30 protein-coding genes and 1 tRNA gene are annotated in these 26,017 nt (G+C 37.6%); 8 read left to right on the top strand and 23 right to left on the bottom strand.

Annotated elements, in window-relative coordinates; all coding sequences use genetic code 11:
• Positions 1 to 226: mersacidin family lantibiotic (locus AC1Q8M_RS21970; RefSeq protein ID WP_103574544.1), on the bottom strand; the 226-nt coding region annotated here is incomplete at its 3' end.
• Between the two features lie 313 nt (positions 227 to 539).
• Positions 540 to 615 (bottom strand) — tRNA-Arg (locus AC1Q8M_RS21975).
• 204 nt (positions 616 to 819) lie between these two features.
• On the opposite strand from AC1Q8M_RS21975, the gene AC1Q8M_RS21980 reads away from it, so the two are divergent.
• The 8 genes from AC1Q8M_RS21980 (at position 820) to clpP (ending at position 5,405) form a co-directional block, all read left to right on the top strand.
• On the top strand, positions 820 to 1,026 hold the full coding sequence (locus AC1Q8M_RS21980) for a DUF1657 domain-containing protein (RefSeq protein WP_000216166.1): 207 nt from the start codon (positions 820 to 822) through the stop codon (positions 1,024 to 1,026).
• A 93-nt stretch (positions 1,027 to 1,119) separates the two neighbouring features.
• Positions 1,120 to 1,605 carry a YhcN/YlaJ family sporulation lipoprotein gene (locus tag AC1Q8M_RS21985; RefSeq protein WP_001228546.1) on the top strand — a complete coding sequence of 162 codons (486 nt, stop codon included), beginning with the start codon at positions 1,120 to 1,122 and terminating at the stop codon, positions 1,603 to 1,605.
• Between the two features lie 29 nt (positions 1,606 to 1,634).
• Positions 1,635 to 2,111, top strand: coding sequence for a stage V sporulation protein AC (gene spoVAC / locus AC1Q8M_RS21990; protein WP_000095399.1), 477 nt, complete (start codon positions 1,635 to 1,637; stop codon positions 2,109 to 2,111).
• Complete coding sequence (spoVAD, locus tag AC1Q8M_RS21995) at positions 2,112 to 3,128, top strand: stage V sporulation protein AD (RefSeq protein WP_016513221.1); 1,017 nt, start codon at positions 2,112 to 2,114, stop codon at positions 3,126 to 3,128.
• Positions 3,125 to 3,475 carry a stage V sporulation protein AE gene (gene spoVAE, locus AC1Q8M_RS22000; RefSeq protein WP_000575919.1) on the top strand — a complete coding sequence of 117 codons (351 nt, stop codon included), beginning with the start codon at positions 3,125 to 3,127 and terminating at the stop codon, positions 3,473 to 3,475. Before spoVAD ends, spoVAE begins: the two co-directional genes overlap by 4 nt.
• Before the next feature lie 11 nt (positions 3,476 to 3,486).
• Positions 3,487 to 3,693: a DUF1657 domain-containing protein gene (locus tag AC1Q8M_RS22005; protein ID WP_016513222.1), complete on the top strand. Its 207-nt coding sequence runs from the start codon at positions 3,487 to 3,489 to the stop codon at positions 3,691 to 3,693.
• 20 nt (positions 3,694 to 3,713) lie between these two features.
• Positions 3,714 to 4,583: a DUF421 domain-containing protein gene (locus AC1Q8M_RS22010; RefSeq protein WP_000018924.1), complete on the top strand. Its 870-nt coding sequence runs from the start codon at positions 3,714 to 3,716 to the stop codon at positions 4,581 to 4,583.
• A gap of 240 nt (positions 4,584 to 4,823) precedes the next feature.
• On the top strand, positions 4,824 to 5,405 hold the full coding sequence (clpP, locus tag AC1Q8M_RS22015) for an ATP-dependent Clp endopeptidase proteolytic subunit ClpP (protein WP_001049162.1): 582 nt from the start codon (positions 4,824 to 4,826) through the stop codon (positions 5,403 to 5,405).
• 401 nt (positions 5,406 to 5,806) lie between these two features.
• Here clpP and AC1Q8M_RS22020 read toward each other — a convergent pair whose 3' ends face one another.
• The 21 genes from AC1Q8M_RS22020 to AC1Q8M_RS22120 form a co-directional block, all read right to left on the bottom strand.
• Positions 5,807 to 6,055 carry an HPr family phosphocarrier protein gene (locus AC1Q8M_RS22020; protein WP_000250307.1) on the bottom strand — a complete coding sequence of 83 codons (249 nt, stop codon included), beginning with the start codon at positions 6,053 to 6,055 and terminating at the stop codon, positions 5,807 to 5,809.
• A gap of 23 nt (positions 6,056 to 6,078) precedes the next feature.
• Positions 6,079 to 7,029, bottom strand: a complete 951-nt coding sequence (gene whiA / locus AC1Q8M_RS22025; protein ID WP_000006566.1) for a DNA-binding protein WhiA — start codon at positions 7,027 to 7,029, stop codon at positions 6,079 to 6,081.
• Between the two features lie 88 nt (positions 7,030 to 7,117).
• Positions 7,118 to 8,071 carry a gluconeogenesis factor YvcK family protein gene (locus tag AC1Q8M_RS22030; protein ID WP_000712187.1) on the bottom strand — a complete coding sequence of 318 codons (954 nt, stop codon included), beginning with the start codon at positions 8,069 to 8,071 and terminating at the stop codon, positions 7,118 to 7,120.
• Positions 8,072 to 8,074: 3 nt separating this feature from the next.
• The gene (gene rapZ, locus AC1Q8M_RS22035) at positions 8,075 to 8,956 is read right to left on the bottom strand and encodes an RNase adapter RapZ (RefSeq protein WP_000138459.1); all 882 of its coding nucleotides are present in this window, start codon (positions 8,954 to 8,956) and stop codon (positions 8,075 to 8,077) included.
• Positions 8,957 to 8,976: 20 nt separating this feature from the next.
• Positions 8,977 to 9,435 carry an NUDIX hydrolase gene (locus tag AC1Q8M_RS22040; protein WP_001190080.1) on the bottom strand — a complete coding sequence of 153 codons (459 nt, stop codon included), beginning with the start codon at positions 9,433 to 9,435 and terminating at the stop codon, positions 8,977 to 8,979.
• Between the two features lie 229 nt (positions 9,436 to 9,664).
• Positions 9,665 to 10,471 (bottom strand): DUF368 domain-containing protein, encoded by an 807-nt coding sequence (locus AC1Q8M_RS22045; RefSeq protein WP_000455196.1) that lies wholly within the window; start codon positions 10,469 to 10,471, stop codon positions 9,665 to 9,667.
• A gap of 165 nt (positions 10,472 to 10,636) precedes the next feature.
• A complete protein-coding gene (gene trxB / locus AC1Q8M_RS22050) occupies positions 10,637 to 11,593 on the bottom strand; it encodes a thioredoxin-disulfide reductase (RefSeq protein ID WP_001288078.1) in 957 nt (318 codons plus the stop codon).
• An 85-nt stretch (positions 11,594 to 11,678) separates the two neighbouring features.
• Positions 11,679 to 13,190 carry a tetratricopeptide repeat protein gene (locus tag AC1Q8M_RS22055; protein ID WP_000517723.1) on the bottom strand — a complete coding sequence of 504 codons (1,512 nt, stop codon included), beginning with the start codon at positions 13,188 to 13,190 and terminating at the stop codon, positions 11,679 to 11,681.
• Between the two features lie 139 nt (positions 13,191 to 13,329).
• Complete coding sequence (locus AC1Q8M_RS22060; protein WP_001255070.1) at positions 13,330 to 13,842, bottom strand: acyltransferase; 513 nt, start codon at positions 13,840 to 13,842, stop codon at positions 13,330 to 13,332.
• A 33-nt stretch (positions 13,843 to 13,875) separates the two neighbouring features.
• The gene (gene ppaX, locus AC1Q8M_RS22065) at positions 13,876 to 14,526 is read right to left on the bottom strand and encodes a pyrophosphatase PpaX (protein ID WP_098365815.1); all 651 of its coding nucleotides are present in this window, start codon (positions 14,524 to 14,526) and stop codon (positions 13,876 to 13,878) included.
• A gap of 67 nt (positions 14,527 to 14,593) precedes the next feature.
• Complete coding sequence (lgt, locus tag AC1Q8M_RS22070) at positions 14,594 to 15,406, bottom strand: prolipoprotein diacylglyceryl transferase (protein WP_000924240.1); 813 nt, start codon at positions 15,404 to 15,406, stop codon at positions 14,594 to 14,596.
• Between the two features lie 24 nt (positions 15,407 to 15,430).
• Entirely contained in the window at positions 15,431 to 16,360 is a 930-nt protein-coding gene (gene hprK, locus AC1Q8M_RS22075) for an HPr(Ser) kinase/phosphatase (RefSeq protein WP_001127251.1), read from the bottom strand.
• 156 nt (positions 16,361 to 16,516) lie between these two features.
• Complete coding sequence (locus AC1Q8M_RS22080) at positions 16,517 to 16,897, bottom strand: phage holin family protein (RefSeq protein ID WP_001267308.1); 381 nt, start codon at positions 16,895 to 16,897, stop codon at positions 16,517 to 16,519.
• A gap of 188 nt (positions 16,898 to 17,085) precedes the next feature.
• The gene (uvrA, locus tag AC1Q8M_RS22085; protein WP_000045587.1) at positions 17,086 to 19,962 is read right to left on the bottom strand and encodes an excinuclease ABC subunit UvrA; all 2,877 of its coding nucleotides are present in this window, start codon (positions 19,960 to 19,962) and stop codon (positions 17,086 to 17,088) included.
• 5 nt (positions 19,963 to 19,967) lie between these two features.
• Complete coding sequence (uvrB, locus tag AC1Q8M_RS22090; protein WP_000400987.1) at positions 19,968 to 21,944, bottom strand: excinuclease ABC subunit B; 1,977 nt, start codon at positions 21,942 to 21,944, stop codon at positions 19,968 to 19,970.
• A 151-nt stretch (positions 21,945 to 22,095) separates the two neighbouring features.
• Positions 22,096 to 22,527, bottom strand: a complete 432-nt coding sequence (locus AC1Q8M_RS22095) for a DUF4362 domain-containing protein (protein ID WP_098361587.1) — start codon at positions 22,525 to 22,527, stop codon at positions 22,096 to 22,098.
• Positions 22,528 to 22,571: 44 nt separating this feature from the next.
• A complete protein-coding gene (locus tag AC1Q8M_RS22100; protein ID WP_000025200.1) occupies positions 22,572 to 23,192 on the bottom strand; it encodes a hypothetical protein in 621 nt (206 codons plus the stop codon).
• The gene (locus tag AC1Q8M_RS22105) at positions 23,189 to 23,950 is read right to left on the bottom strand and encodes a MerR family transcriptional regulator (RefSeq protein WP_000260342.1); all 762 of its coding nucleotides are present in this window, start codon (positions 23,948 to 23,950) and stop codon (positions 23,189 to 23,191) included. Before AC1Q8M_RS22105 ends, AC1Q8M_RS22100 begins: the two co-directional genes overlap by 4 nt.
• 100 nt (positions 23,951 to 24,050) lie before the next feature.
• Entirely contained in the window at positions 24,051 to 24,278 is a 228-nt protein-coding gene (locus tag AC1Q8M_RS22110) for a hypothetical protein (protein ID WP_000524131.1), read from the bottom strand.
• A gap of 147 nt (positions 24,279 to 24,425) precedes the next feature.
• On the bottom strand, positions 24,426 to 24,623 hold the full coding sequence (locus AC1Q8M_RS22115) for a helix-turn-helix transcriptional regulator (RefSeq protein WP_000538364.1): 198 nt from the start codon (positions 24,621 to 24,623) through the stop codon (positions 24,426 to 24,428).
• A 317-nt stretch (positions 24,624 to 24,940) separates the two neighbouring features.
• The gene (locus AC1Q8M_RS22120) at positions 24,941 to 25,963 is read right to left on the bottom strand and encodes a YeiH family protein (protein ID WP_000438413.1); all 1,023 of its coding nucleotides are present in this window, start codon (positions 25,961 to 25,963) and stop codon (positions 24,941 to 24,943) included.
• Positions 25,964 to 26,017: the final 54 nt, after the last annotated feature.

Here is a 26,017-nt window from a genome sequence, read left to right on the forward strand (position 1 = left end):
AAATCTTAATTGACGTTGTTAATCCTATAATTACTCCCACACAAAGTGGTGTTGTTTCTGGTTGTACATCTGATGCCCCTTGAATTTCCGCTAGTTCTTCTTCACTTAATTCATTTAACGCTTTTCCTGATGGATGTTTCGGTAAGTCTTTTAACTTTTCTCTTACTTGTGGATCTTTCCACGCCTCTACTAATTCCTCTTTTGTAAATTTAAATTTCTTTACCATTTCATTCCTCCTTTTGTTTTTCTATTTATTTGTTTGTTTGTTTGTTTGTTTGTTTGTTTGTTTGTTGTTCTCTACAGTTATAAATTTACAAGATTCAAAGTTTTTAGGTAACTTCGCAAAATTGCATATTTTTAACATTTTTAAAATAAAAAATTCCTAACCTACAAAATGTAAGTTAGGAATTTCAGCTCGGGATTCAACAGTAAATAAACAATAATAGGCTAACAATAACATCAAAAAAGCCCTTTGCACGTGGTATTTTTACTTACCACACAAAGGGCTTCTGCACAAAATAATATTAAAGCTTATATAACGCGCCCAGAGGGATTCGAACCCCCGGCAGACGTGGTACCGGAAACCACCGCTCTATCCGACTGAGCTATGGGCGCATGATTATAGAAAACACTTCATTTTCTTCTCATAATAATAGCAATAAAATCCATCTAAATCAATAAAAATATCCCCGTAATACCTTATGCATCTTAGCTAAAAGCATATAAAATCTATTCCACCCCTAAATTTTCCAATCATAAATTCACCCCAACTCACAAATTATAATCTTTGAATTGATATTCCAAAGGGGGCTTCATTCAATGACTGTTATTACAAAATTAAAGCAAACTGTTTCTGGATTAAAAAGTGCACAAGCTAGCTTAGAGGGATTCGCTCTTGATACGGATAACCAACAAGCTAAGCAACTTTTCCAAACAGCTGCGCAGCAAACACAAACGATTATCGATTCTTTAAACCCACGCGTTGAAGAAGTCCAACAAGAAGAACCACAATACTCACAGCAATAACGAATCAGTCTTGCTGTGAAATAGAAAAAGGATGATATGCAGTCATCCTTTTTCTATCACATTACATATTGCAATAGAAATGGAATGATAATTATGCGAAAACTCGGCCTCATAACCGCATTATTTGCACTTCTATTTAGCTCTTTTACCGGATGTGATAATAGTCCTTTAGATAAAAAAGTGAAAGAAGAAGCAAAACGAACGGAGAAAGAAAAAGGTCCAAAGTTAACAAAGACGAGTACGGAATCCTTTAATCAATCTATATCACAAGGAGCGAAGAAAAGAGCTCTCGCTATGGATGAAATTATAAAAAGCACAGCAGTGAATTCAAATTTAGATCTCTATATAGCAGTTACACCTGAGCATCACGAAAGGTTTGGATTAAAGCCGCTGCGCAGCAAACTTCAAAAGCAACTAAGTGATGAGCACCCTACTTTCGATGTTCGTGTCAGTACAGATAAAAAAATCTTTATGTTACTCGAAAAACTCGAAAGAAAAATTAAGGAGAAAGAAGTATCTAAAGATGAAATTAATAAACAATTAAAATTCATTGGTAAAAAAATGGAGTCTAACACTTAACGCTTTTTAAAAGAAAAGGAAGGATTGCAATGTCTAGTAAAGATAAAAACTTAACCCCTGTACAACAGGAGTATAAAAAATTCGAACAAGAACGCGAACCGAAACGACCTGTCTTAAAAAATTGTATAAAAGCCTTTTTCGTCGGTGGTTTTATTTGCTTCATCGGACAACTCATTTCTACTTTTTACATCACATATTTTGATTTCACTGAACGCTCAGCAGGCAATCCAACAGTCGCAACTCTCATTTTCATCTCCATGTTACTAACTGGATTTGGTATATACGATCGTTTTGGACAGTTTGCCGGTGCTGGTACAGCTGTACCTGTTACTGGATTTGGTAACTCTGTTATTGCCGCATGTATTGAGCATCGAACGGAAGGATTTGTCCTTGGCGTTGGCGGCAATATGTTTAAACTAGCTGGTTCTGTTATTTTATTTGGTGTATTTTCCGCTTTCGTCATCGCACTTATTAAAACGATTCTCGTTCAATGGGGAGGGCTATAAATGTTACAAGGACACCGAACGTGGGTATTTGAAAACAAACCAGTCATTATCTCAACAGGGGTTGTCGGTGGACCATTTGAAGCAAAGGGGAACATCCCAGAAGACTTCGATATCCTTCATGAAGATTTATGGCTCGGACAAGATTCCTATGAAAAAGCACATAAGATTTTATTCGAAGAAGCTTGTAGTCGCGCTACTGAAAAAGCAGAGCTTCGTAAAGATGATATTCAATTCGTACTCGCAGGAGATTTAATTAATCAAATTACTCCAACAAGCTTTGCTTGCCGCACACTTGGGACTCCTTATCTCGGATTATTCGGGGCTTGCTCTACTTCTATGGAAGGTTTAGCACTTGGGGCAAGTATCGTAAATGCAAAAGGTGCAAAATATTTATTAACTGGAGCTTCAAGCCATAATACAGCTGTAGAAAAACAGTTCCGCTACCCTACCGAATACGGTGGACAAAAGCCACCTACTGCACAGTGGACAGTAACCGGAGCAGGAGCTGCTATTTTAAGCGATACTGGACACGGTCCAAGAGTAACCTCTGCAACAATCGGCCGAGTGGTTGATATGGGGTTAACGGATCCGTTTAATATGGGAGGCGCAATGGCTCCAGCTGCAGTTGATACAATTGAAGCCCATTTACGTGAACGTCAAATTGATGCCTCTTACTACGATTTAATCGTAACAGGCGACCTTGGACATGTAGGACGCGAAATTGCTTATGACTTACTACATAAACACGGAACGAAAGTAACGAGCCAACAATTTCAAGATTGCGGAATTATCATTTATAGAGAAGGACAACCTGTCATAGCTGGTGCTAGCGGACCTGGATGTTCCGCAACAGTCGTGTACGGTCATTTATTAAACCGAATGAAAAGAGGAGAGTTCAAAAAAATACTTGTCGTTGCGACAGGCGCTTTACTATCTCCACTTACATTCCAACAAGAAGAAACGATTCCGTGTATCGCTCACGCCGTTTCGATTGAATTTGGAGGTGCAACGCAATGATTTTCTTCTGGGCTTTCGTCATTGGCGGACTCATATGCGTAATCGGACAACTTATGTTTGATGTCGGCAAGTTAACACCAGCTCATACAATGGCAACACTCGTTGTTGCTGGAGCTATATTAGATGGATTTAATTTGTATGAGCCATTAATTGATTTCGCTGGAGCCGGGGCAACTGTACCTATTACAAGCTTTGGTAATGCCCTCGTTCATGGTGCAATGGAAGAAGCTGCAAAACATGGCATCGTTGGCGTTATTACCGGCATGTTTAAAGTAACGAGCGCCGGTGTATCAGCGGCTATTATTTTCGGCTTCATTGGAGCATTGTTATTCAAACCGAAAGGATAAGAGGTGTTTATATGACTGTTATCGCTAGCGTAAAAACTTGCCTTGCTAGTGTAAGGGGCGCTCAAGCAAGTTTAAGCTCCCTTTCATTAAATTCACAAGACGAAGAATCAAAACGCGTATTTCATGAATGTATGTTAGAAATGGACAGCGTCATCACTGATTTAAAGGATAGAATTTCAGTATTAGAACGTGAAGAACCTCAATATAAAGGGTTTTAAGTAGACTGGAGGAAACGACTATGTCTCACCTGCCGGAATGGACACTTGTCATTCTTCGCTCTGTATTCATATTAATTATTTTATTCGCTATTACGAAATGGTTAGGCAAAAGACAAATCTCTCAGCTTTCCTTTTTTGAATACATAGCCGGAATGACGATTGGTGACATCGCTGCCCAAGTATCTACAGGGCTCGATTCAAAATTTTTTCACGGCGTCTTTGCGATACTCATTTTCGCTGTGGTACCTTTTTTAACAGGAATCCTCTCTTTAAAGAACAAAACAGCTCGGGACTTCTTTGAAGGGAAATCTACCGTATTAATAAAAGATGGAAAGATACTCGAAGATAACTTAAAGAAAGAAAAATATACGAGTGACGAATTACTGGAACTTCTCCGTGGAAAAAGTGCGTTCAGCGTAGCTGAAGTCGAATTTGCTGTCTTAGAACCGAGCGGAGAATTAAATGTATTATTAAAGAAAGATTCCCAGCCACTTACAGCAAAAGATATCGGTTTAAAAGTACCAAACGAGAAAGAACCACAAACTGTTATTATGGATGGAAATGTACTAGATGAACCTCTTTCAGCAAGCGGACATAACCGCGCTTGGCTACATTCAGAATTAGAAAAACTCGGTGTTGTTATTGAAAATGTCTTTCTCGGTCAAGTGGATTCATATGGACAACTTACTATCGACATTTACAATGACAAACTCCAAATGCCTTCTCCTCAAAACAAACCTTTATTATTAGCATCTTTAAAAAAATGTCATGCTGATCTTGAACTATTTTCCCTAGAAACAAAGTCGAAATCAGCAAGCGAAATGTATAGTAAAAACGCGAAACAAATCGAAAAGATTTTAAATAAAGTAACCTATCTTTTAAAAGACTAATTATCGAAAGAACGCTTCAGTTAAAAGGCGTTCTTTTCTTTTTTCTCCAGTTTTCATAACGTTTAAATTTATGTAATTCGGTTATGATGTTGAAGATACATAAGCAGGGAATTTCGAAAACATAGCGAATATTTCATGATACAACTACATATTTTTTTGATTTAAAGTGGTTTCGTTTGACCTTTATTGACCATAATTGTATTATAAGACTAAGAAAGCTTTATAAGGAGGAAATAACAGATGAATTTAATTCCTACAGTAATTGAACAAACAAATCGTGGAGAACGCGCTTACGATATTTACTCTCGACTATTAAAAGACCGCATCATTATGCTTGGTAGTGCAATTGATGACAACGTAGCTAACTCAATCGTTTCCCAGCTTTTATTCTTGGAATCTCAAGATCCAGAAAAAGATATTCACATCTACATCAACAGCCCTGGTGGTTCTATCACAGCGGGTATGGCAATCTATGATACAATGCAGTTTATTAAACCACAAGTATCAACAATCTGTATCGGTATGGCTGCATCTATGGGTGCATTCTTACTTGCAGCAGGTGAAAAAGGAAAACGTTATGCACTTCCAAACAGTGAAGTAATGATTCACCAACCACTTGGTGGAGCACAAGGTCAAGCGACTGAAATCGAAATCGCTGCAAAACGTATCCTATTCTTACGTGAAAAACTAAACCAAATTCTTGCTGACCGCACTGGTCAACCACTTGAAGTACTACAACGCGACACAGACCGCGACAACTTCATGACAGCAGAAAAAGCTTTAGAATACGGTTTAATCGATAAGATTTTTACAAATCGTTAATACTTAAAAGCGAAAGTGGCTCGTTTAGAATCGCAGGGCGATGGAGCCCCTGATTCCGAGGCGCTTTTTGCCTCGAATGAAGGGGCGAAACAACCGGAGATTCTAGCCGCTGGAGCTAGATATAACTAAAAGTGGAAGCGCCCTATAATTGGGCGCTTCTTTTATATATTGTTCCCCGCTCACATACCCCATCCAGTATCCCTCTAAATATATCAACGATTTTTCAATTATATCGAACAAAACTCAAATTATATCAACGATTTTTTTAATATATCAACGGTTCGACACAACATATCGATTTACCGACAATCTCCGACAAGGACAAACCAGCTAAATACCCCTCCCCGCTAATCCGCACAAACAACAAAACAAAAAAACTATCGCATATACGCGATAGCTCTTTATTGTACATATGCGGCTAATGCTTCTAAAGCCTCTTCTGCATCTGAACCTTCTGTTGTAATTGTTATCATGCTTCCAGTTCCAATTGCTAAGCTCATAATCCCCATTATGCTCTTTGCATTTACTGTCTTTCCATCTTTCTCAATAAAGATATCTGCATGAAAGCGATTTGCCTCTTGTACAAACAACGCAGCCGGACGTGCTTGTAAACCGTTTTTTAATGAAACCTGAACTCGTTTTTGAACCACAGCTCCATTTCCCCTTTAACCTCTTATTTTTTTGCTACCGTTTCCCCCGCGCGTAATTTCTCTGCAATTTCATCGATTTTACGCAAACGATGATTAATACCCGATTTACTAATTTTCCCCCCGGATACCATCTCACCTAACTCTTTCAATGTTACATCTTGATAATCTCTTCGTAGTTGCGCAATCTCTTGTAGTTTATCTGGCAATATATCAAGACCAACCGTCTCATCAATATAGCGGATATTTTCAATCTGCCTTAGCGCTGCACCAATTGTTTTATTTAAATTAGCTGTTTCGCAGTTCACTAAACGATTTACGGAATTACGCATATCACGTACGATTCGAATATCTTCAAACCTTAAAAGTGCATTATGAGCACCAATAATATTTAAAAATTCCGTAATTTTCTCCGCTTCTTTCAAATACGTAATGTACCCTTTTCTTCTTTCCAACGTCTTACTATTTAAATCAAATCCGTTCATCAGTTCACATATAGCATCATTATGTTCCTTATATAACGAAAAGATCTCTAAATGATAAGATGATGTTTCTGGGTTATTTACTGAACCACCTGCTAAAAATGCACCGCGTAAATACGATCGTTTACAACACTTCTTCTCAATCAATTCTTGTGATATATTTCGAATAAATGAAAAGTCATCTCGAACGATATGAAGATCGGCTAATATTTCGCGAGACTTTTCAACAAGCCTTACGATATATACATTATTTTTCTTCAATCGCATTTTTTTACGAACAAGTAATTCTACCGTCACATCATATCCTTTTTTCAAAAGCGTATAAATCCTTCTTGCAATTGCCGCATTTTCTGTTTGAATATCGATAGATAGACGACGGTTTGAAAAAGAAAGCGATCCGTTCATTCGAAGTAACGCCGATAATTCTGCTTTCTCACAGCATTCTTTCACTTCAAGATTCGTCAGCTCTTTCTTTGTTTCTGATGCAAATGACACAGTCAACACCTCCTTATACGATTATTATGGAACAAAATTCTTGTCCTATATGAATGAGGAGCGCCACCTCAAACGAGGCAACGCACATTTATAACAATGAATATAAAATCGAAGCTAACTTTAACGTATCATGCCTTACAACACGATCATCATACTTCGCTAATCCCTCTTGAATAACATCAATATTATTTTCAGCAAAACGTTCTTCATCCACTACAACTGGTGTAGACATTTCTTCCTCATATAACTTACGTAATTCACAAGGAATCTCACGGTTATTTACAATTGCAGTATTAATAAATGGTTGCCCTAAATGATCGTGTAACGCCTGCACATGATCAAAAGCAGTATATCCCATCGTTTCACCCGCTTGTGTCATAACGTTACATACATATACCTTCTTCGCCTTTGCAGCAAGAACAGCGTCCCCAATTTTGTTAACAACTAAGTTGGGTAATATACTCGTATACAAACTTCCTGGGCCGAAAACAAGTAAATCAGCTCGTTTAATCTCAGCCAACGTTTCATGCAATGGCTCTACATCTTCTGGAGTTAAAAAGACACGATTAATCTTCTTTCCGTAATAAGGAATCTTTGATTCACCTGTTACAATTTCCCCATCTTCAAGTTCCGCATGAAGTACCGCACTTTGATTCGCTGCTGGTAATACACGTCCTCTGACATTTAATACTTTACTTGTTTCCGTAATTGCATGGAAAAAGTCTCCTGTAATCGAGGTCATACCTGCCAACAATAGATTTCCTAACGCATGACCTTTCAGTCCGTCTCCTGTTGTGAAACGGTGCTGAAATAAAGCTTCCACCAGTGGCTCTACATCCGATAACGCAACAAGTACGTTACGGATGTCACCTGGAGGTGGAATTTCTAGCTCATCACGTAATCGACCCGAACTGCCACCATCATCAGCGATTGTAACAACTGCTGTAATATCAACAGGATATTGCTTTAATCCTCTTAATAAAACAGAGAGTCCAGTTCCGCCTCCCATGATGACAATTTTAGGCTTTCTCTCTTTTTTCATCCCTTAATGGCCCTTTCTCTTCTCCACATCACGATGAGATACATGAACACTATACTCTGGTTTCAAATGTTTCCCAAGGTATTCTGTAAGCGTAACAGAACGATGCTGTCCACCTGTACATCCAATTGCAATTACAAGTTGACTTTTGCCTTCTCTTTTATAATGAGGCAGCATGAAAGTAATCAGATCCGTCAACTTCTCTAAAAACTTATGTGTCTCATTAAATTTCAGTACATACGAAGAAACTTCTTCATCTAGTCCTGTTAATGGCTTCATATGTGGAATGTAATATGGATTTGGTAAAAAACGAACATCAAATACTAAATCTGCATCAATTGGAATACCGTACTTAAATCCAAATGACATAACATTTACACGAAATGCTTGCTCAGTTTCTGTTGAGAACAAGTGAACAATTTTTTCACGTAATTCTTTCGGTTTTAAATCCGATGTATCAAGCACAATATTTGCTCGTGCCTTCATATCTGTTAATAAATTGCGCTCTGCTTCGATTCCCTTTAACGGCAAACCAGTTGGTGCAAGTGGATGCGAACGTCTCGTTTCTTTATAACGAGTTACAAGCGTACTATCTTTCGCATCTAAAAATAAAATATGAGGAATAATCCATGTACGTTCTGATAAATCATCAAGTGCTCCCCATAAATGCTCGAAAAACTCGCGGCCACGTAAATCAATACCAAGTGCCACTTTATTCATTTTCCCTTTTGAATCCGCCATAAGCTCAATAAACTTTGGCAATAACATCGGTGGTAAATTATCTACACAAAAATATCCTAAATCTTCAAAACTTTGTAAAGCTACTGTTTTTCCAGCTCCAGACATCCCTGTAATAATTACCATTTTTATATCATTATTCTCTGTCATCGTATCCTCTCCTTGACGGTTTAACTCGGATCTAATCGATATGAAAGCAACTCAAAATCTGGGGTATATACAAATGTACCGTAGATTATGCCATTTCCTTTAATTAAATAATCAATAATGTGATAATCTCCTGGCGCCATTGCTAAATCATCAATTTTATCAAATGTATGCCAACCAATGATGCCTTCTTCGCTCTCTAGTTTGTTTTCTCCTGCAAAATCTGTCGCTAAAAAGGAGAACATCATCCATTCAGAAACAACTTTATCACCTTCTTGGATGACAAAGGTGAAGACCCCCTTTAACGCTGGGTTTTTCAAATAAATACCTGTTTCTTCGCGATATTCGCGAACAACGGAATCTCTTACAGTCTCACCACGCTCCATTTTCCCGCCTGGTGCAACCCACCAATTTCGGCGAGGTTTTTGGAGTAAGAGTACTTCATTATCTCTAATTAACACACAGTTTGTCACTCTTTGCATGTTTCTTCACCTCAGCTACTTGCAGTAAAATTTCTCACTGCATACTTCTTTCATTATACTATCAAAAACAGTTTGCTACAACGAAGGAGCCAGTCCTCTTTCGCTAAGCATACGCTACTCAACAATTTTAAAAAAGCTTTCCATAACAAGCAATGTAAATGCTTAGACTTTTAATGAATAGCATGAAAAATCCCCTTAACGATTTTTATCGCCAAGGGGATTAAAGCCCTTATTTCTTACCGAAATAAGTAACAATCGCAAATCCTAAAATAAAGGTAATAATTGAACTTATAATTGAAAATCCACCAGTTGGAATACCAGGGAACACAATTACAATCGAACCGATAACTAGTCCAATAATTGCCGCAAATGTCATACTTTTATAACGATCTAATAAAAAACTAATGCCTTTACTACTTACAACAAATCCAACCATAACACCAGCACCGATAACCACGATTAAAGGTAAGTTAAGTGTAGTTAAAGCGTTAATTGCTGTTGGATACACACCAATAATTAATAAAATAAACGATCCACTAATCCCAGGAAGTAGCATAGCCATACTAGCCATCCATCCTGCGAAAAATAAACCAATTGCATTTAAAATTGTTAACGTCGTAATTGGATCTGCTGCCTTATCTGGTTTAAAGAAAGCTGTGATCGCAACAAGAATTGCTGCAACTATTAATAAAACAATGTGCTTACCTTTAAACGACGACTTTGCATCAGCTTCTCTCATTAACATCGGTAATATACTAATAATTAAACCGAGGAAGAAAAATTGAGTCGGTTCATAATGATTTGCAAGTAAATATTTAATAACATGACTTAACGTTAAAAACGCTGCTGCCACACCAGCTGCAAGTGGAATTAAAAACCCTAAATGTTTTTTCCATTCACGACTAAAGAATCCACTAATTGCCGCAAGCAATTGTTCATAAATCCCTAACACAACAGCGATTGTACCGCCGCTCACACCAGGAATTAAATCACTAACGCCCATACAAAATCCACGATATATATTACGCCATTCCATACTGAATAAATTCCTCATTTCTTATAGTGATTTTTTCCGTAAAGTCCAGTATATCAATAAGAAAGCTTATAATCCTTATATTTTTTGACAATACTTTGACATTTCCACACAAAAAAAGAAGAAAGCTCCTGTCGGTAGCTTTCTTCTCACAAGGTATGTTATCCCTTATTTTTCTGATACAGTTTTTAATTCCTCTAATAATTCTTCTACGTAATGTTGTGCACTTTGTGCTGCAATACTACCGTCACCTGTTGCAGTTACAATTTGACGAAGCATTTTTTCACGAACATCACCAGCTGCGAAAATACCAGGGATTTTAGTTTCCATACGTTCGTTCGTTTCAAGGTAACCATTTTCATTTGTAATACCTAGTTCAACAAATGGTTTTGATAATGGTAACATACCGATGTATACGAATACGCCGTCAGTTTTGACTTCTTTCTCTTCTCCACTGTTTACGTCTACAAGTGTTACACTTCCTACTTTACCGCTTGCTTCGTTAATTTCTTTTATAGTGTGGTTCCAAATGAAATCTACTTTTTCGTTTTGGAAAGCACGGTCTTGTAAAATTTTCTGTGCACGAAGCGTGTCACGACGGTGAACGATCGTTACTTTTGATGCGAAGCGTGTTAAGAACACACCCTCTTCAACAGCAGAATCTCCACCGCCAATTACGATAAGTTCTTTTCCTTTAAAGAATGCCCCATCACATACTGCACAATATGATACACCACGGCCGCCAAGTTCTGTTTCACCCGGTACACCAATTTTTTTATACTCTGCACCGCTTGCAACGATAATTGCACGTGCTTTATATTCTTTTTTACCAGCAATAATTGTTTTGTATTCTTTACCATCGATGACTTCTTTCACATCACCGTATGCATATTCAGCACCAAATTTCTTCGCATGCTCGAACATTTTATTTGATAAGTCTGGTCCTAAAATAGACTCATAACCTGGGTAGTTTTCTACATCTTCCGTGTTTGCCATTTGGCCACCTGGAATACCACGCTCAAGCATTAATGTGCTTAAATTTGCACGAGATGTATATACTGCAGCTGTCATACCAGCTGGTCCTGCACCAATAATAACGACATCATAAATTTTTTCTTCTGACACACTATTCACTCCTATCCATTCCTACACAATTAAGTTACCCTCATTATACTGTTAGCATCATTTTTTTCCCAATGATTTGCTTATCTTATGTGTGCGTACGCTTAACAGCTTGCACATACTTTCGGACAGTCGCTACAGATACATTATATACATCTCCAAGCTCCGACTGTGTCATTTTATTTCCTTGTTCGCCGCGTACAATGTATTCAATCGCAGCTGACCAGCCGTACACATTTGTAAATATGTCTCCAGATGTATATAAACGTATGAACGTACAAAACCAAAAGTGTAAACACTCTTCAATTAATTCATCATCTTTTTTCGTATAATTGTATAAGGCATCCGCGATTCTCGCGCACTGCTCAAATTGTTGTAAATCAGCTGGAATACTCTTATGACTATTAAGTAAAAAGAAGTACTTTGCAAGTTGCGATACGATGGGAACACCGTTCTTCGCTTGCGTTATATCAAAGAAGAATCCAACCTTCTCCGGCGTTGACAATTCATTCATTAAATATAAAGCTAGCATTTGTTCTTCTAGCGTCGCACTTTGCTGAAATGATTTTCGTAATTCTTCAAATAACACATTTTGTCCTTCATCTGCTAAATTCAGCGCATTCCACGGTTCTTTTCCCTTTTTATCAGGATGCAATTCCACGACATGTTGCCACATTTTTTCAGCTAGTTGCTGATCTTTCACCATATACGCAGAATATGCAAACCAATAATAAAAACTAACGTCTCCTTCGTACCCTTGACGCTTTAATAGTTTGAACCATTTATATGCATGCTCGAAATAACCAATTGTTGCAAGTGTAGTTCCCAGTTTCAAACGATGTTCAAATGAAATCGGATATACCGAAACTAGCTGTCCCGCTAACGCTTCTACTTGTTTATGCTCTCCAATTGAATATAGAAAAATAAGCGTATTACAAAGCGCATGTATATTACCAGGATTTTTCTCTAAAATCATTTCTGTTAACTTCAGTGCTTTGTCTACATTACCCGATTGAAAATGTGCAATGGCTAAATTATTATGACCTGACCAAAATTCCGGATAATCTTTCGTAACAATTTCTAATGTAGCAATTGCTTCTTCCAATTGTCCATTACGAATATAACGATTCGCTTCTTCCTGCATAACAATTAAATCATCTTCATCTTCAATCTCTTCCGCACCCATTGCTTCTTCTTCCATAATCTCAAGAAGTTCTAATGTATCTTCTACGAATTCCTTCTCTTTTGCAACTTCTAAATAACGATCCGCATATTTCTTCGCCTGTTGAAATAACCCCATATATGCATAATTATTTGCAATAAAATAATAGCACTGTTCAAGTTCTGGATTAGATCTAACTAACTTTAAGAAGATTTGGTTCGACTCTTGATATTCACCAGCCTCAGATAATACTGTTGCTAATTGACATAAAATAAACGGCTCCTTCTCACTTTGTGCCGCTCTTCGAAAATATTTAATTGCATCTTGCAATTTTTGCCCTTTGTAAGCTCTCATCCCTTTTTTATAAAAGAAGTCCGCTAATTGATTAAAAGAGATAACTTGTCCGTTCTCCTTATATATCCTTTGATTTTTCCCCATATATCCTCCAGTTTTTTGTTTTCTTCGCTCACACATTCTTCTATCTATAAGTATAAACGATTCCGTAAAAAACAAAACAGTATATTATACTCAATTATTTCCTTTTTATTCATAAAAAAAGAGGAGAAATGTTACATTTTCACCATGAACCTTCTCTTGCGGTCATTTGCTCTTTCGTATAAATAATACGCATTGGATTTCCACCTACGAAAGCACCGCTCGGTACATCTCTATGAACAAGTGTGCCAGCTGAGACAGTCGCACCGTCTCCAATTTTCACACCTGGTAATATTGTTACATTCGCTCCAATCATCACTTCATTTCCAATGACGATTTCCCCAAGTCGATATTCACGAATTAAATATTCATGCGCTAAAAGCGTTGTATTATAGCCAATAATCGAATTCTCTCCCACAGTTATCTTTTCCGGGAACATAATATCCGGCATTACCATAAGCGCAAATGATGTTTTCTTTCCTACTTTCATCCGTAAAAAAGTACGGTACAACCAATTCTTCACAGATAAAAATGGCGTGTAACGCGCAATTTGGATAATAATAAAGTTTTTCATTACCTTCCAAAAAGACACTGTTTTATACACATTCCATAATGAATTTTCTCCTGAAACAGGATAGCGCGTTGTCCGTCGCACTTAGCTCGCTCCTCTACTAACTTACTTGGACCTTTATGAACGGTTCATATTAGACAAAATCAGTAGCAAATCACTCATTTTGTCTAGCGTAAAGTCCGGCTTGTAAGCTTCTAAATACGCTCTACCTTTCAACGTCCATGAAACCGCAGCTGTTTTCGTCCCCGCATTTTGACCACCGACAATATCATGATGATTATCTCCAACCATCAATGCCTCTTCTGGTTTTGCATCTAATAATTCAAGCGCTTTTTGAAGTGGCTCTGGATGTGGTTTCACATGCTCTACATCATCAATTGTCACGACAACATCAAAAAATTCATCAAGCTTTGACAACTGTAATCCCATCTCAACGGTTTGTCTCGCTTTCGTTGTAACAATACCAACTTTATAACCTTGCTTCTTCAACTCTCGAACTGTTTCATATACAGTTTCATATTCTTCTACTAATTCATCATGATGATCATGGTTAAATTCGCGATAACTTGTAATCATCTCTTCAACCTTACTTTCATCAATCTTACTGAAAGTATCATGCAAAGATGGACCGATAAATGGCAACACATCTTCACGCTTATATTGATTTGGATAATACGTATTTAAAGTATGTAAAAAAGAAGAAATAATAAGTTCGTTTGTATTAATTAAAGTTCCATCTAAATCAAATAACACTGTATTTATTCTCATTGCCTTAGTCCTTTCGCCTTCCTGAATATGAAAGAAGCAGCATCTTATAATAAGATGCTACTTTTCTCTAATTTTCCGAATATCTTTTATCAGCTTGCCCCATTTTTCGTCTCACAATAATGAAAATAATAGAAATAACAACAAGTCCAATTGACATTACTTGTGCAATACGAAGTGGTCCTAGCATTAAACTATCTGTACGTAAGCCTTCTACGAAGAAGCGTCCTACTGAATACCAAATTAAATATGTGAAGAATAATTCCCCGCGGCGTAAATTCACTTTTCTTAATGCAAGTAGTAAAATTACACCTGCAAAATTCCATAATGATTCATATAAAAACGTCGGATGATAGTACACACCCTCAATATACATTTGATTAATAATGAAATCTGGTAAATGAAGACCTTCTAAAAACTGTCTCGTTACTTCATCACCATGCGCCTCTTGGTTCATAAAGTTTCCCCATCGGCCAATTGCTTGTCCTAATAAAATACTTGGTGCAGCAATATCCGCCAACTTCCAGAATGAAACCCCGCGTCGCTTTGCAAAAAGAATCCCTGTAATAACCGCTCCGATTAAACCACCATGAATCGCCAAGCCACCTTGACGAATATTAATAATTTGACTCGGGTTTTGCGCGTAATATTCCCATTCAAAAATAACATAGTACATTCTCGCAAATAGAATAGCGATCGGTACTGCAATTAATACAAGGTCAACAAATGTATCTTTTGGAATACCTAGCCTTTCTCCCTCGCGAGTTGCTAGCCAAAGACCTAATAGCACCCCTGTACCGATAATAATCCCGTACCAATAAACAGGAAACGGCCCAAGTTGGACAGCTACGCGGTCAAGCTGCGGTACAGAACCTAACAGCATATGTATGACCTCCCTCTCCAATGTTTACTCCTGATTCCCTAACTCAATCGCACTCATTAATCGTTCTGAGAACTGCTGTGCTGCATTGACTCCCATACGCTTTAAACGGAAGTTCATCGCTGCTACTTCAATAATAACAGCCAAGTTTCGACCAGGACGAACTGGAAGTGTAATCTTCGTAAGTTCTGTATCAATAATTTTCATCTTCTCTTCATCAAGACCTAAGCGATCATAGTTTTTCTTTTGATCCCAAATTTCAAGATTAATAACAAGTGTAATACGCTTATAATTTCGCACTGCCCCTGCACCGAATAACGTCATAACGTTAATGATACCTAGACCACGAATTTCTAATAAATGCTCAATTAAATCTGGTGAGCTTCCTACTAATGTGTCTTCATCTTCTTGGCGAATTTCTACACTATCATCCGCAACAAGGCGGTGACCACGCTTCACAAGTTCAAGAGCTGTCTCACTTTTACCAACACCACTTTGACCTGTAATTAAAACACCAACACCGTAAATATCTACTAATACACCATGAACAGCAGTTGTTGGTGCTAGCTTACCTTCTAAATAATTAGTTAAACGACTTGATAATCTCGTTGTCGTTTGAGAAGAACGTAATAAAGGCATGCCTGATTCACGTGATGCTTGTAATAACTCATCTGGTACATCTTGATTACGAGTTATAATAATACATGGCGTCTCCTCGGTACAAAGCGCTTTCATTCTCTCTTGTTTTTGCTCTGTTGTTAACGTATCAAAGAACGTGAGCTCCGTTTTTCCAAGAAGCTGCACGCGATCAGCTGGATAATATGTAAAGAATCCTGCCATTTCAATTCCAGGTCGTGATAAATCACTTGTATCAATCGGACGATGAATTCCTTCCTCACCACTTATTAACTCCAATTGAAATTGTTCAATTAAATCTTTTGTCCTTACTTTTGGCATATGTATAAACCTCCACTCCGCTGCGGGTTCAGTCTCGTTTGATGTAAAATTCCATTCTACCGGATATTGTACCATTTTTTTCTGGAAACAAGAAATACGGTTTCTAATAAATAGAAAAAAACATTCCATACGAATAATGAAATGTTTTTCTTTTTGTCATTTTCTCTTTTTTTCATATAGAGGTTCCACAATTGCCTTCTCAATAATCATATTAAAAATTGAAATACAAATTGCCGCAACAATCGCTACACCAAATCCTGATATATTAAAAGCATCTCCTAATAATGAATCTGCTATTTTTAACGTAATCGCATTAATAACAATTAAGAAGAAGCCGAAAGTTACAACAGTAATTGGTAGCGTAATTAAAATTAAAAACGGCTTTACGAACACATTTAAAACCGCCAATATAATACTCGCAATAATTGCAGTTTGTATATTTGCTACGTAAAATGCATCTGGTGCAATCCCTTTTAAAAGCCCCGATACAGCGATTAACACAACGCTATTTACAAGAAGTGATACAATCCATCTCATTTCGTTACACATCCTTTTAAACATATATATTTCATCATACGCTAATAGATAATAAACGCAAGTATGATACAAACACTTATATCAACTTATTCTATCTTTCATGCTTGTATACCTACTAACATACTTACCAGTTTTTCCTCGTAAAATAAAAACCGAGCGTCATTTCCACTCGGTTTTCATCAATAAACTTATTGCGATAACTCTACTTCTTTTATTTTCTCTTTCATTCTTGCTTTATCACGATTTAAAATCTCTTTTAAATACTTACCAGTGTACGAGCGCTCTTCTTTTACTACTTGCTCTGGCGTTCCCGAAGCGACGATTTGTCCACCTTTGTCCCCGCCTTCTGGTCCAAGATCAACAATATAATCAGCTGTTTTAATCACATCTAAATTATGTTCAATTACAAGTACCGTCTCACCACTCTCAACAAGACGTTGCAGCACTTCTAGAAGACGTGCAATATCATGCGCATGCAACCCAGTCGTTGGCTCATCTAAAATATATAACGTACGACCTGTAGAACGACGATGTAATTCAGAAGCTAATTTCACACGCTGTGCTTCCCCACCAGATAATGTTGTTGCTGGTTGACCTAATTTCATATAACCAAGCCCAACATCTACAAGCGTTTGAAGTTTACGCTTAATTTTAGGAATATTGGCGAAGAATTCTACTCCATCTTCAATTGTCATCCCTAACACTTCAGAAATATTCTTATCTTTATATTTCACTTCTAACGTTTCACGATTATATCGTTTACCGTGACAAACTTCACACGGAACATACACATCTGGTAAGAAATGCATTTCGATTTTAATAATTCCATCACCACGGCACGCTTCACAACGGCCACCTTTTACGTTAAAGCTGAAACGTCCTTTTTGATATCCGCGCACTTTAGCTTCGTTCGTTTGTGCAAACACATCACGAATATCATCGAATACACCTGTGTACGTCGCTGGATTAGAACGTGGTGTACGACCAATTGGCGATTGATCAATATCAATTACTTTATCTAAATGTTCAAGACCTTTAATCTCTTTATGAGTACCTGGCTTCGCTTTCGCTTTATATAACTTTTGCGCTAACGATTTATATAGTACTTCATTAATCATCGTACTTTTACCTGATCCAGATACACCTGTTACCGCTACAAACGTACCGAGTGGGAATGACATTTTTGCATTCTTTAAGTTATTCTCTTTTGCGCCGACAATCTCCACTTTACGTCCGTCACCTTTACGTCTTTCAAGTGGAACTGGAATAAACTCTTTACCGCTTAAATATTTTCCTGTTAACGAATTATCATCTTGCATCACTTCAGCTGGTGTCCCTGCCGATACAACTTGCCCACCGTGAATACCTGCACCTGGTCCGATATCAAGTAAATAATCAGCAGCCATCATCGTATCTTCATCATGCTCAACAACGATTAATGTATTACCTAAATCGCGCATTTCTTGCAATGTACGAATAAGACGATCGTTATCGCGCTGGTGTAAACCAATTGAAGGCTCATCAAGAATATAAAGTACGCCAGTTAGACGAGAACCAATTTGCGTCGCTAAGCGAATACGCTGCGCCTCACCACCTGATAACGTACCAGCCGCACGACTTAGCGTTAAATAATCTAAACCAACGTTCACTAAGAATCCAACGCGCTCCTGAATTTCTCTTAAAATTAAATGAGCTATTTTTTGTTGCTTCTCCGTTAGCTCTACATTCGAGAAAAATTCTTGTACTTCTTGAACTGAATACTTCGTTACGTCAGCAATCGTTTTATCACCAACAAAAACAGCTAAGCTTTCAGGCTTTAAGCGGCCGCCTTTACACTTCGGACAAGCTTGTTCTGCCATATACTTTTCCATTTGCTCACGAATGTAATCAGAACTCGTTTCACGATAACGACGTTCAATGTTTGGAATAACACCTTCAAATAAAATCTCATTTTCCTTTACTTGACCGAATTCATTTACATAGCGGAAATAAACCTTCTCTTCCCCGCTTCCGTACAACACTTTATCAAATAAATCTTTCGGTATATCTTTCACAGGCATATCCATATCAACGCCGTAGTGATTACATACAGATTGTAAAAGTTGTGGATAGTATTGTGAACTTGTCGGTTCCCAAGGTGCAATCGCATGTTCATTTAATGATAAATCCCAGTTCGGGATAACAAGCTCTAAATCTACCTCTAGCTTTGAACCAAGTCCATCACAAGAAGGACACGCTCCGAACGGACTGTTGAATGAGAACATACGCGGCTCTAATTCTCCGATTGAAAAACCACAATGCGGACAAGCATGATGTTCACTAAATAGAAGTTCCTCTTCTCCCATTACATCGATTAACACTCGGCCTCCGCCAAGCTTTAATGCACTTTCAAGTGAATCAGCAAGACGGCTTGCGATTCCTTCTTTTACAACAATACGGTCAATTACAACTTCAATAGAATGCTTCTTATTTTTATCTAACGTAATCTCTTCAGACACATCAAGCATTTCACCATCAACACGTACACGAACATATCCTTGCTTCTTAATATCTTCAAGTACTTTCACATGTGCACCTTTACGCCCAGAAACGATAGGAGCTAACACTTGTAATTTCGTACGTTCAGGATATTCAAGAACACGGTCTACCATCTGCTCTACTGTTTGTGATGTAATTTCAATCCCATGATTTGGACAAATTGGCGTACCAATTCGCGCAAATAATAAACGTAAATAATCATAAATCTCCGTTACCGTTCCGACAGTTGAACGTGGATTACGACTCGTCGTTTTTTGATCGATTGAAATCGCTGGTGACAATCCTTCAATCGTATCTACATCCGGCTTATCCATTTGTCCTAAAAACTGGCGCGCATACGCAGATAACGATTCTACGTATCTGCGCTGCCCTTCTGCATAAATCGTATCAAATGCTAATGATGATTTCCCCGAACCAGACAATCCCGTTACAACGACAAGCTGATTTCTCGGAATGGTTACATCAATATTTTTTAAGTTATGTGCTCTAGCACCTTTTACAACGATAAAATCCTTGCTCTTACTCACTCTTTTCACCCTTCCGCTTTTAATTCTAATAGTAAATCTCTTAGTTCAGCTGCACGCTCGAAGTCTAACGCTTTTGCTGCTTCTTTCATCTCTGCTTCCATCTTCGCAATTGTCTTTTCACGCTCTTTTTTCGTCATTTTCTTAGCAGGAGTTGCTTCGTATGTTTCTGTCTCTTCAGCAGTTGTCGTTGCACGGATTACATCACGTACGCCTTTTTGAATCGTTTTCGGCGTAATACCATGCTCTTTATTGTAGGCTTCTTGTATAGTACGACGACGCTGCGTTTCTTCAATTGCAATTCCCATTGATCTTGTTATACGATCTGCGTACATAATAACGCGGCCGTTTTCATTACGCGCGGCACGACCAATTGTTTGAATTAATGAGCGCTCTGAACGTAAGAACCCTTCCTTATCAGCATCTAAAATCGCTACAAGTGATACTTCTGGAATATCTAATCCTTCTCGTAATAAGTTAATACCGACAAGTACATCAAACTTACCAAGGCGAAGGTCACGAATAATTTCAATACGTTCTAACGTTTTAATTTCAGAATGAAGATAGTTCACTTTAATTCCTACATCTTTTAAGTAGTCCGTTAAATCCTCTGACATTTTCTTCGTTAAAGTCGTAATTAATACACGTTCATTTTTTGCAATACGATCTTGAATCTCTCCTAATAAATCGTCAATTTGCCCTTCAATAGGTCGTATATCGATTGGTGGATCTAAAAGCCCTGTTGGACGAATAATTTGTTCTATTACTTCTGGTGACTGCTCTAACTCGTACGGTCCTGGCGTCGCCGAAACGTAAATAACTTGATTTGTTTTCTCCTCAAACTCATCAAACATGAGCGGTCTATTATCTAAAGCTGACGGCAGACGGAATCCATGATCCACAAGTACTTGCTTACGTGCTTGGTCCCCGTTATACATCGCTCTTACTTGTGGCACTGATACGTGCGACTCATCCATAACAATTAAGAAATCTTCCGGGAAATAGTCCAATAACGTATACGGTGTTGCACCCGCTGGACGAAGTGTTAAATGACGGGAATAGTTTTCAATACCTGAACAAAAGCCCATCTCGCGCATCATTTCTAAATCATAACGTGTACGTTGCTCTATACGCTGTGCTTCTAGCAACTTACCGTTATCATTTAAATCCTTTAAACGCTCTTCTAATTCTTTTTCAATATTTTCAATAGCGACCTTCATTTTCTCTTCACGTGTAACGAAGTGAGATGCTGGGAAGATTGCTACATGATCACGTTCTGCTAATACTTCACCTGTTAACGCATTTACTTCACGAATACGATCAATTTCATCGCCGAAAAATTCAATTCGAATACAATGCTCATCAAGTGATGCTGGGAAGATTTCAACTACATCTCCGCGCACACGGAATGTACCACGCTTGAAATCAATATCATTACGTCCATACTGTACATCAACAAGTTCACGAAGCAATTGATTGCGGTCCTTCTCCATACCAACTCGAAGTGATACAACTAACTCGCGATATTCTTCAGGAGAACCTAAACCATATATACACGATACACTCGCAACGATAATTACATCGTCCCGTTCAAATAATGCAGACGTTGCCGAGTGACGCAATTTATCAATTTCATCATTAATCTGCGCGTCCTTTTCAATAAACGTATCTGTTTGTGGTACATACGCTTCCGGCTGATAATAATCGTAATAACTAACAAAATATTCAACTGCATTATTCGGGAAAAAGTCTTTCAACTCACTATATAACTGTCCTGCTAACGTTTTATTGTGAGCCATAACAAGTGTTGGCTTTTGCACTTCTTTAATGACATTTGAAATCGTAAATGTCTTACCCGTTCCTGTCGCTCCAAGCAACACTTGCTTTTTCTTTCCACTATTAATTCCCTCTACAAGCTTCTCTATAGCTACCGGCTGATCACCTTGCGGGGAATACGCTGATATAATTTCAAATTGATGTTCCAAGTAAAATCCGACCTCCTCATAAAAATCTGTATTATTATTTTACCACGAATGCCTATAAAAAACCTAAAAAAACGAACAGATATTCGGTAAAATTTTCGACAATATACACATAGAAAAAGGAAGGAGTAAATACTTCCTTCCTCTACTAATTCTATTTTTTAGGTACATATACTAAGTCATATCCATTGCGCCCAGCTTCATTCATACAATCTATTAACCGATAAGCACTTTCTGATTCGCGCTGCTCTTTAACAATACTTTTACAACTATCTTTATGTAACCCTTTATCCTTCCCAGCAAATTTGTCTTTTCTATTATCTGAAACATAAAATATATCGTTCCCACTATACTCTAACGTTTGAAAAATCGGGTCCCCTTCAAGGGTATACTGTACAATTCTTATTTTATCAACTTCCCTTTGTTCGACATTCAAAACGAAATTTTCAAATTTATCTAGATTGGAAATCCTGGTTCCCTTTACAATGACATCGTTCTTCTTATCAATTGTAGTGTTAGATGATGAGCATGCTACTAAACTCAAGAGAAATAGACATATAAAGCTGGTTCTTTTTTCTATTGTCATCCTCTCCTATAAAAATTATTTGTATACCCAAAAGCTACTTTCAACTATGAAAGTAGCTTTTCTTTTCCTTTCTCCTTCTTCGGAAAAACCACATATGAAAATGAAATCGCTGTATCAACTAAAAATATAATTGCCCACACTTGGCTCACGCGACTTGCAGCTTTATTTAAAACGATTCCCGATTCTAACCAATTACCCCATTGTTCAAATGGAATAAATCCATACGCGAAGAAAAAGAATATGTGCACACCAACGAATAAAACAAGATGTAATACCCAATTTTTTATTTCCTGCTTTGCATAGGCCATACCTGTTAATTCTACCTGTTCTTCAATAATAGGCGCCGGTTCATTACGCCATTTCGCAACTAGCTTTTGCGCAAATATATCAAGCTTCTTCAAATCCTTTTTCCCGTAGAAAACTGCATACAGTAAAATAATTACAGTAATGATTTGAAAATTAGAGAACTTTCCTGTTTGATAATAGTCCACTGCCCCTAATGTTAAAATAAACACTTCATTTACGAGGAGTACAATCCCCATAATAAAGCTCGCCTTCTTCAAACGGAATCCGTAACGGAGTAAAAAGAAACCGATAGCCGATAACCAAAATACAATCTCTGCTCCAATTAAAAAATACCAACGATATTCTGCGAGTATGCTCATTTATCCTTCTCCCTTTCATCATAAATACGAAAAGCTTCATCCATATATAATAAAAACTCTTCTTCAATTGGATACATGCTCATTTTCTGTGAATCTTCCTTTGATTTTCTAACTTCCCATAACTTATCTAAAAACGCTTCGTCACCATTAGCCATTTCTAAACACTTCTGCATTAATCTCTTCATTGCCCTTTGTACTTCATCACTAGTGGCTTCTTTACCCTCTTTCATAAAAATACGTAATTGCTTTAATAAATCTACCCATTCTAAAACATTCGGATCTTCCTCACTCATATTCGGCAAATTATGAAGCAACTTTTGTTCTTCCTTTGAAAATACTTCATTTTGAAATATTTCACGTATACGAGGAGACTGTTTTGAAAGCTGAATAAGTTCAAACATAACTTTCCAATCAAGTTCTCCCTCTACATCTACCGAATAAACAACCGCTTGTAAAACACGCTCCATTCGATTGAACTTCTTTTGCTCTTCTTGTACAAATCGAAGTTGGTTTTCAAGTGATTTTTTCAAATCCAGCTCACCTTTTACTAACATATTCGCAACTTCTTTTAATGAAAATCCCATTTCTTTTAAAAATAAAATTTGTTGCAAACGAATAACGTCAGCTTCACTATATAACCGATGCCCACCCTCTGTTTTTCCGCTCGGCTTTAATAAATCTATTTGATCATAATAACGTAGTGTACGTACTGTAACCCCTGTTTCTCTCGTCAATTCTTGTATTGAAATCACTACCATCACCTCTTCCCCCTCATTATAGAAGATGACGTTACGTAACTTTCAAGTGTTTTGTAAAAAAAATACAAAAAGCTGTTTATACAAAGTGTATAAACAGCTTTTATGGAAATAACCCCTTTTGTATGGCGCGCCCACAAAATAAAATAAGTGCTCCAACAACAACACTCGTTGCCGTTTTATGATAATGGGCTAATAATAATAAATAATACGATAAACCTACAGTACCAATCATAATACAAATACTCGGCACTGGATTACGAGAAAAATTTTGCATTCCCCAAAGAAGCGCAAATATAGCTGTAGCGACACATAACACCGGTAATCCCATCCCAGTTCCCCTTTTTCTATCTATTATTCCTTGTTGCTAACACGCTCGTTGATGCGATACTAATTAATAAATCAAAACCAATCCTTATATATTTAAACGTTTACTCTAATTGAAATCTCTCAAGCTTATCATTTATTTTCTTTCTCCTTACTCCAGCGTAAAGATTTCCTCCACCTTCACTCCAAAATATTTGGCAATTTTTAAAGATAACTCTAGACTCGGATTGTAATGATGATTTTCAATCGCCACTATCGTCTGCCGCGTCACCTGCATCGCCTTTGCCATTTCAACTTGTGTTATATGATTTTGCTTTCTTAACTCTTTTATTTTATTTTTCACACCCATAGGATCCACCTTCAAAAGTAAAGATATCTTTACTTAAATTATAAATATTTTCCAGTTACAAGTAAAGATATCTTTACAAATTTTAGAAAAACATTTCACTGCATATCTTCTCTAAAAAAGTACAAGAGTAATTCAATTTATATCAGCGATTTTTTTAATATATCAGCGCAACTTAAAATATATCGGCGATTTTGCAAATATATCAGCGCAACTCCATTTATATCGGCGATTTCCCAAATATATCGACATCAGTAGCACCATAAGCATAAGAAAGAAGCTGCCCCAAAATATCTTTTGGAACAGCTTCTTCGTCCTACTTATATAAATCCTAATCCCCATACAAGAACGTATCCAAGAACCGATAAGCAAACCGAGCCAATCAGCCCTGCCACGAATGCTTTACTTCCTAATTTACGGAAAGTTTTAAACTCTACATTTAAACCGAGCCCTGCCATCGCCATTGCGATTAGCATATAAGCAATGACAACAATGTACCCCGCAACAACTTCTGGAATAATCCCAAGCGAATGCACTGCACTCATTGCTAAAAACCCGAAGATGAACCATGGAATTGGAAGGTCGCGCCATGATCTTTTTTCCTCGCTACCTTCACTCTTACCAAACCATAATCCGATTAAAATCGCTACTGGTACAAGCATTGCAACGCGCGTTAGTTTCACGATAACTGCGATATCTACAGCCGTGCTTCCTCCTGGCGCCGCAGCCGCAATTACGTGAGCAATTTCATGCAGTGTCGCCCCTGAGAACACTCCATATCCGTATGGAGATAGGCCAAGCACTGGATATAATAACGTATAAATAAGCGTAAATATTGTACCTAAAATTGCAATAATCGCCGCTCCAACTGCTGTTTCGTCATCTTTTGCTTTCACTTGCGGTGCAATTGCCACGACCGCGGCCGCGCCGCAAATTGCCGTACCGCATGCTGTTAAAATCCCAAGTTTCTTTTCTACTTTAAATACTTTCGTTAGTCCGTATACAACAAAAATAGTAAATGTAATAACAACCGCCGCGATGACCAATACTTTCGGCCCCGCCTTCGCAATATCAACAAGATTTAATCGCATTCCAAGTAAGATGATCCCAAAGCGCAGTAACTTCTTACTCGCAAAGTTCGTTCCTGCAATCGCATCATGAGGAACTCCAATTGCAGCGCGCCAAACCATCCCAATTAGAATAGCAATTACTAATTGTCCCATAATATTTAAAAATGGAAGCTCTGCTAAATATTTCGCGGCAATTGCGATTAATAATGTAATCCCAATTCCTTGCGAAAATCCAAAGCCCTTCTTCTTTTGTATAACAAGTGTTTGTTCCACCTTGTACCACCCCAACAATCGTATTGGAACATGCATGTTCTTTCTACTTACATT

It is taken from the genome of Bacillus sp. GW823-FHT06A10 (genome assembly GCF_058795375.1).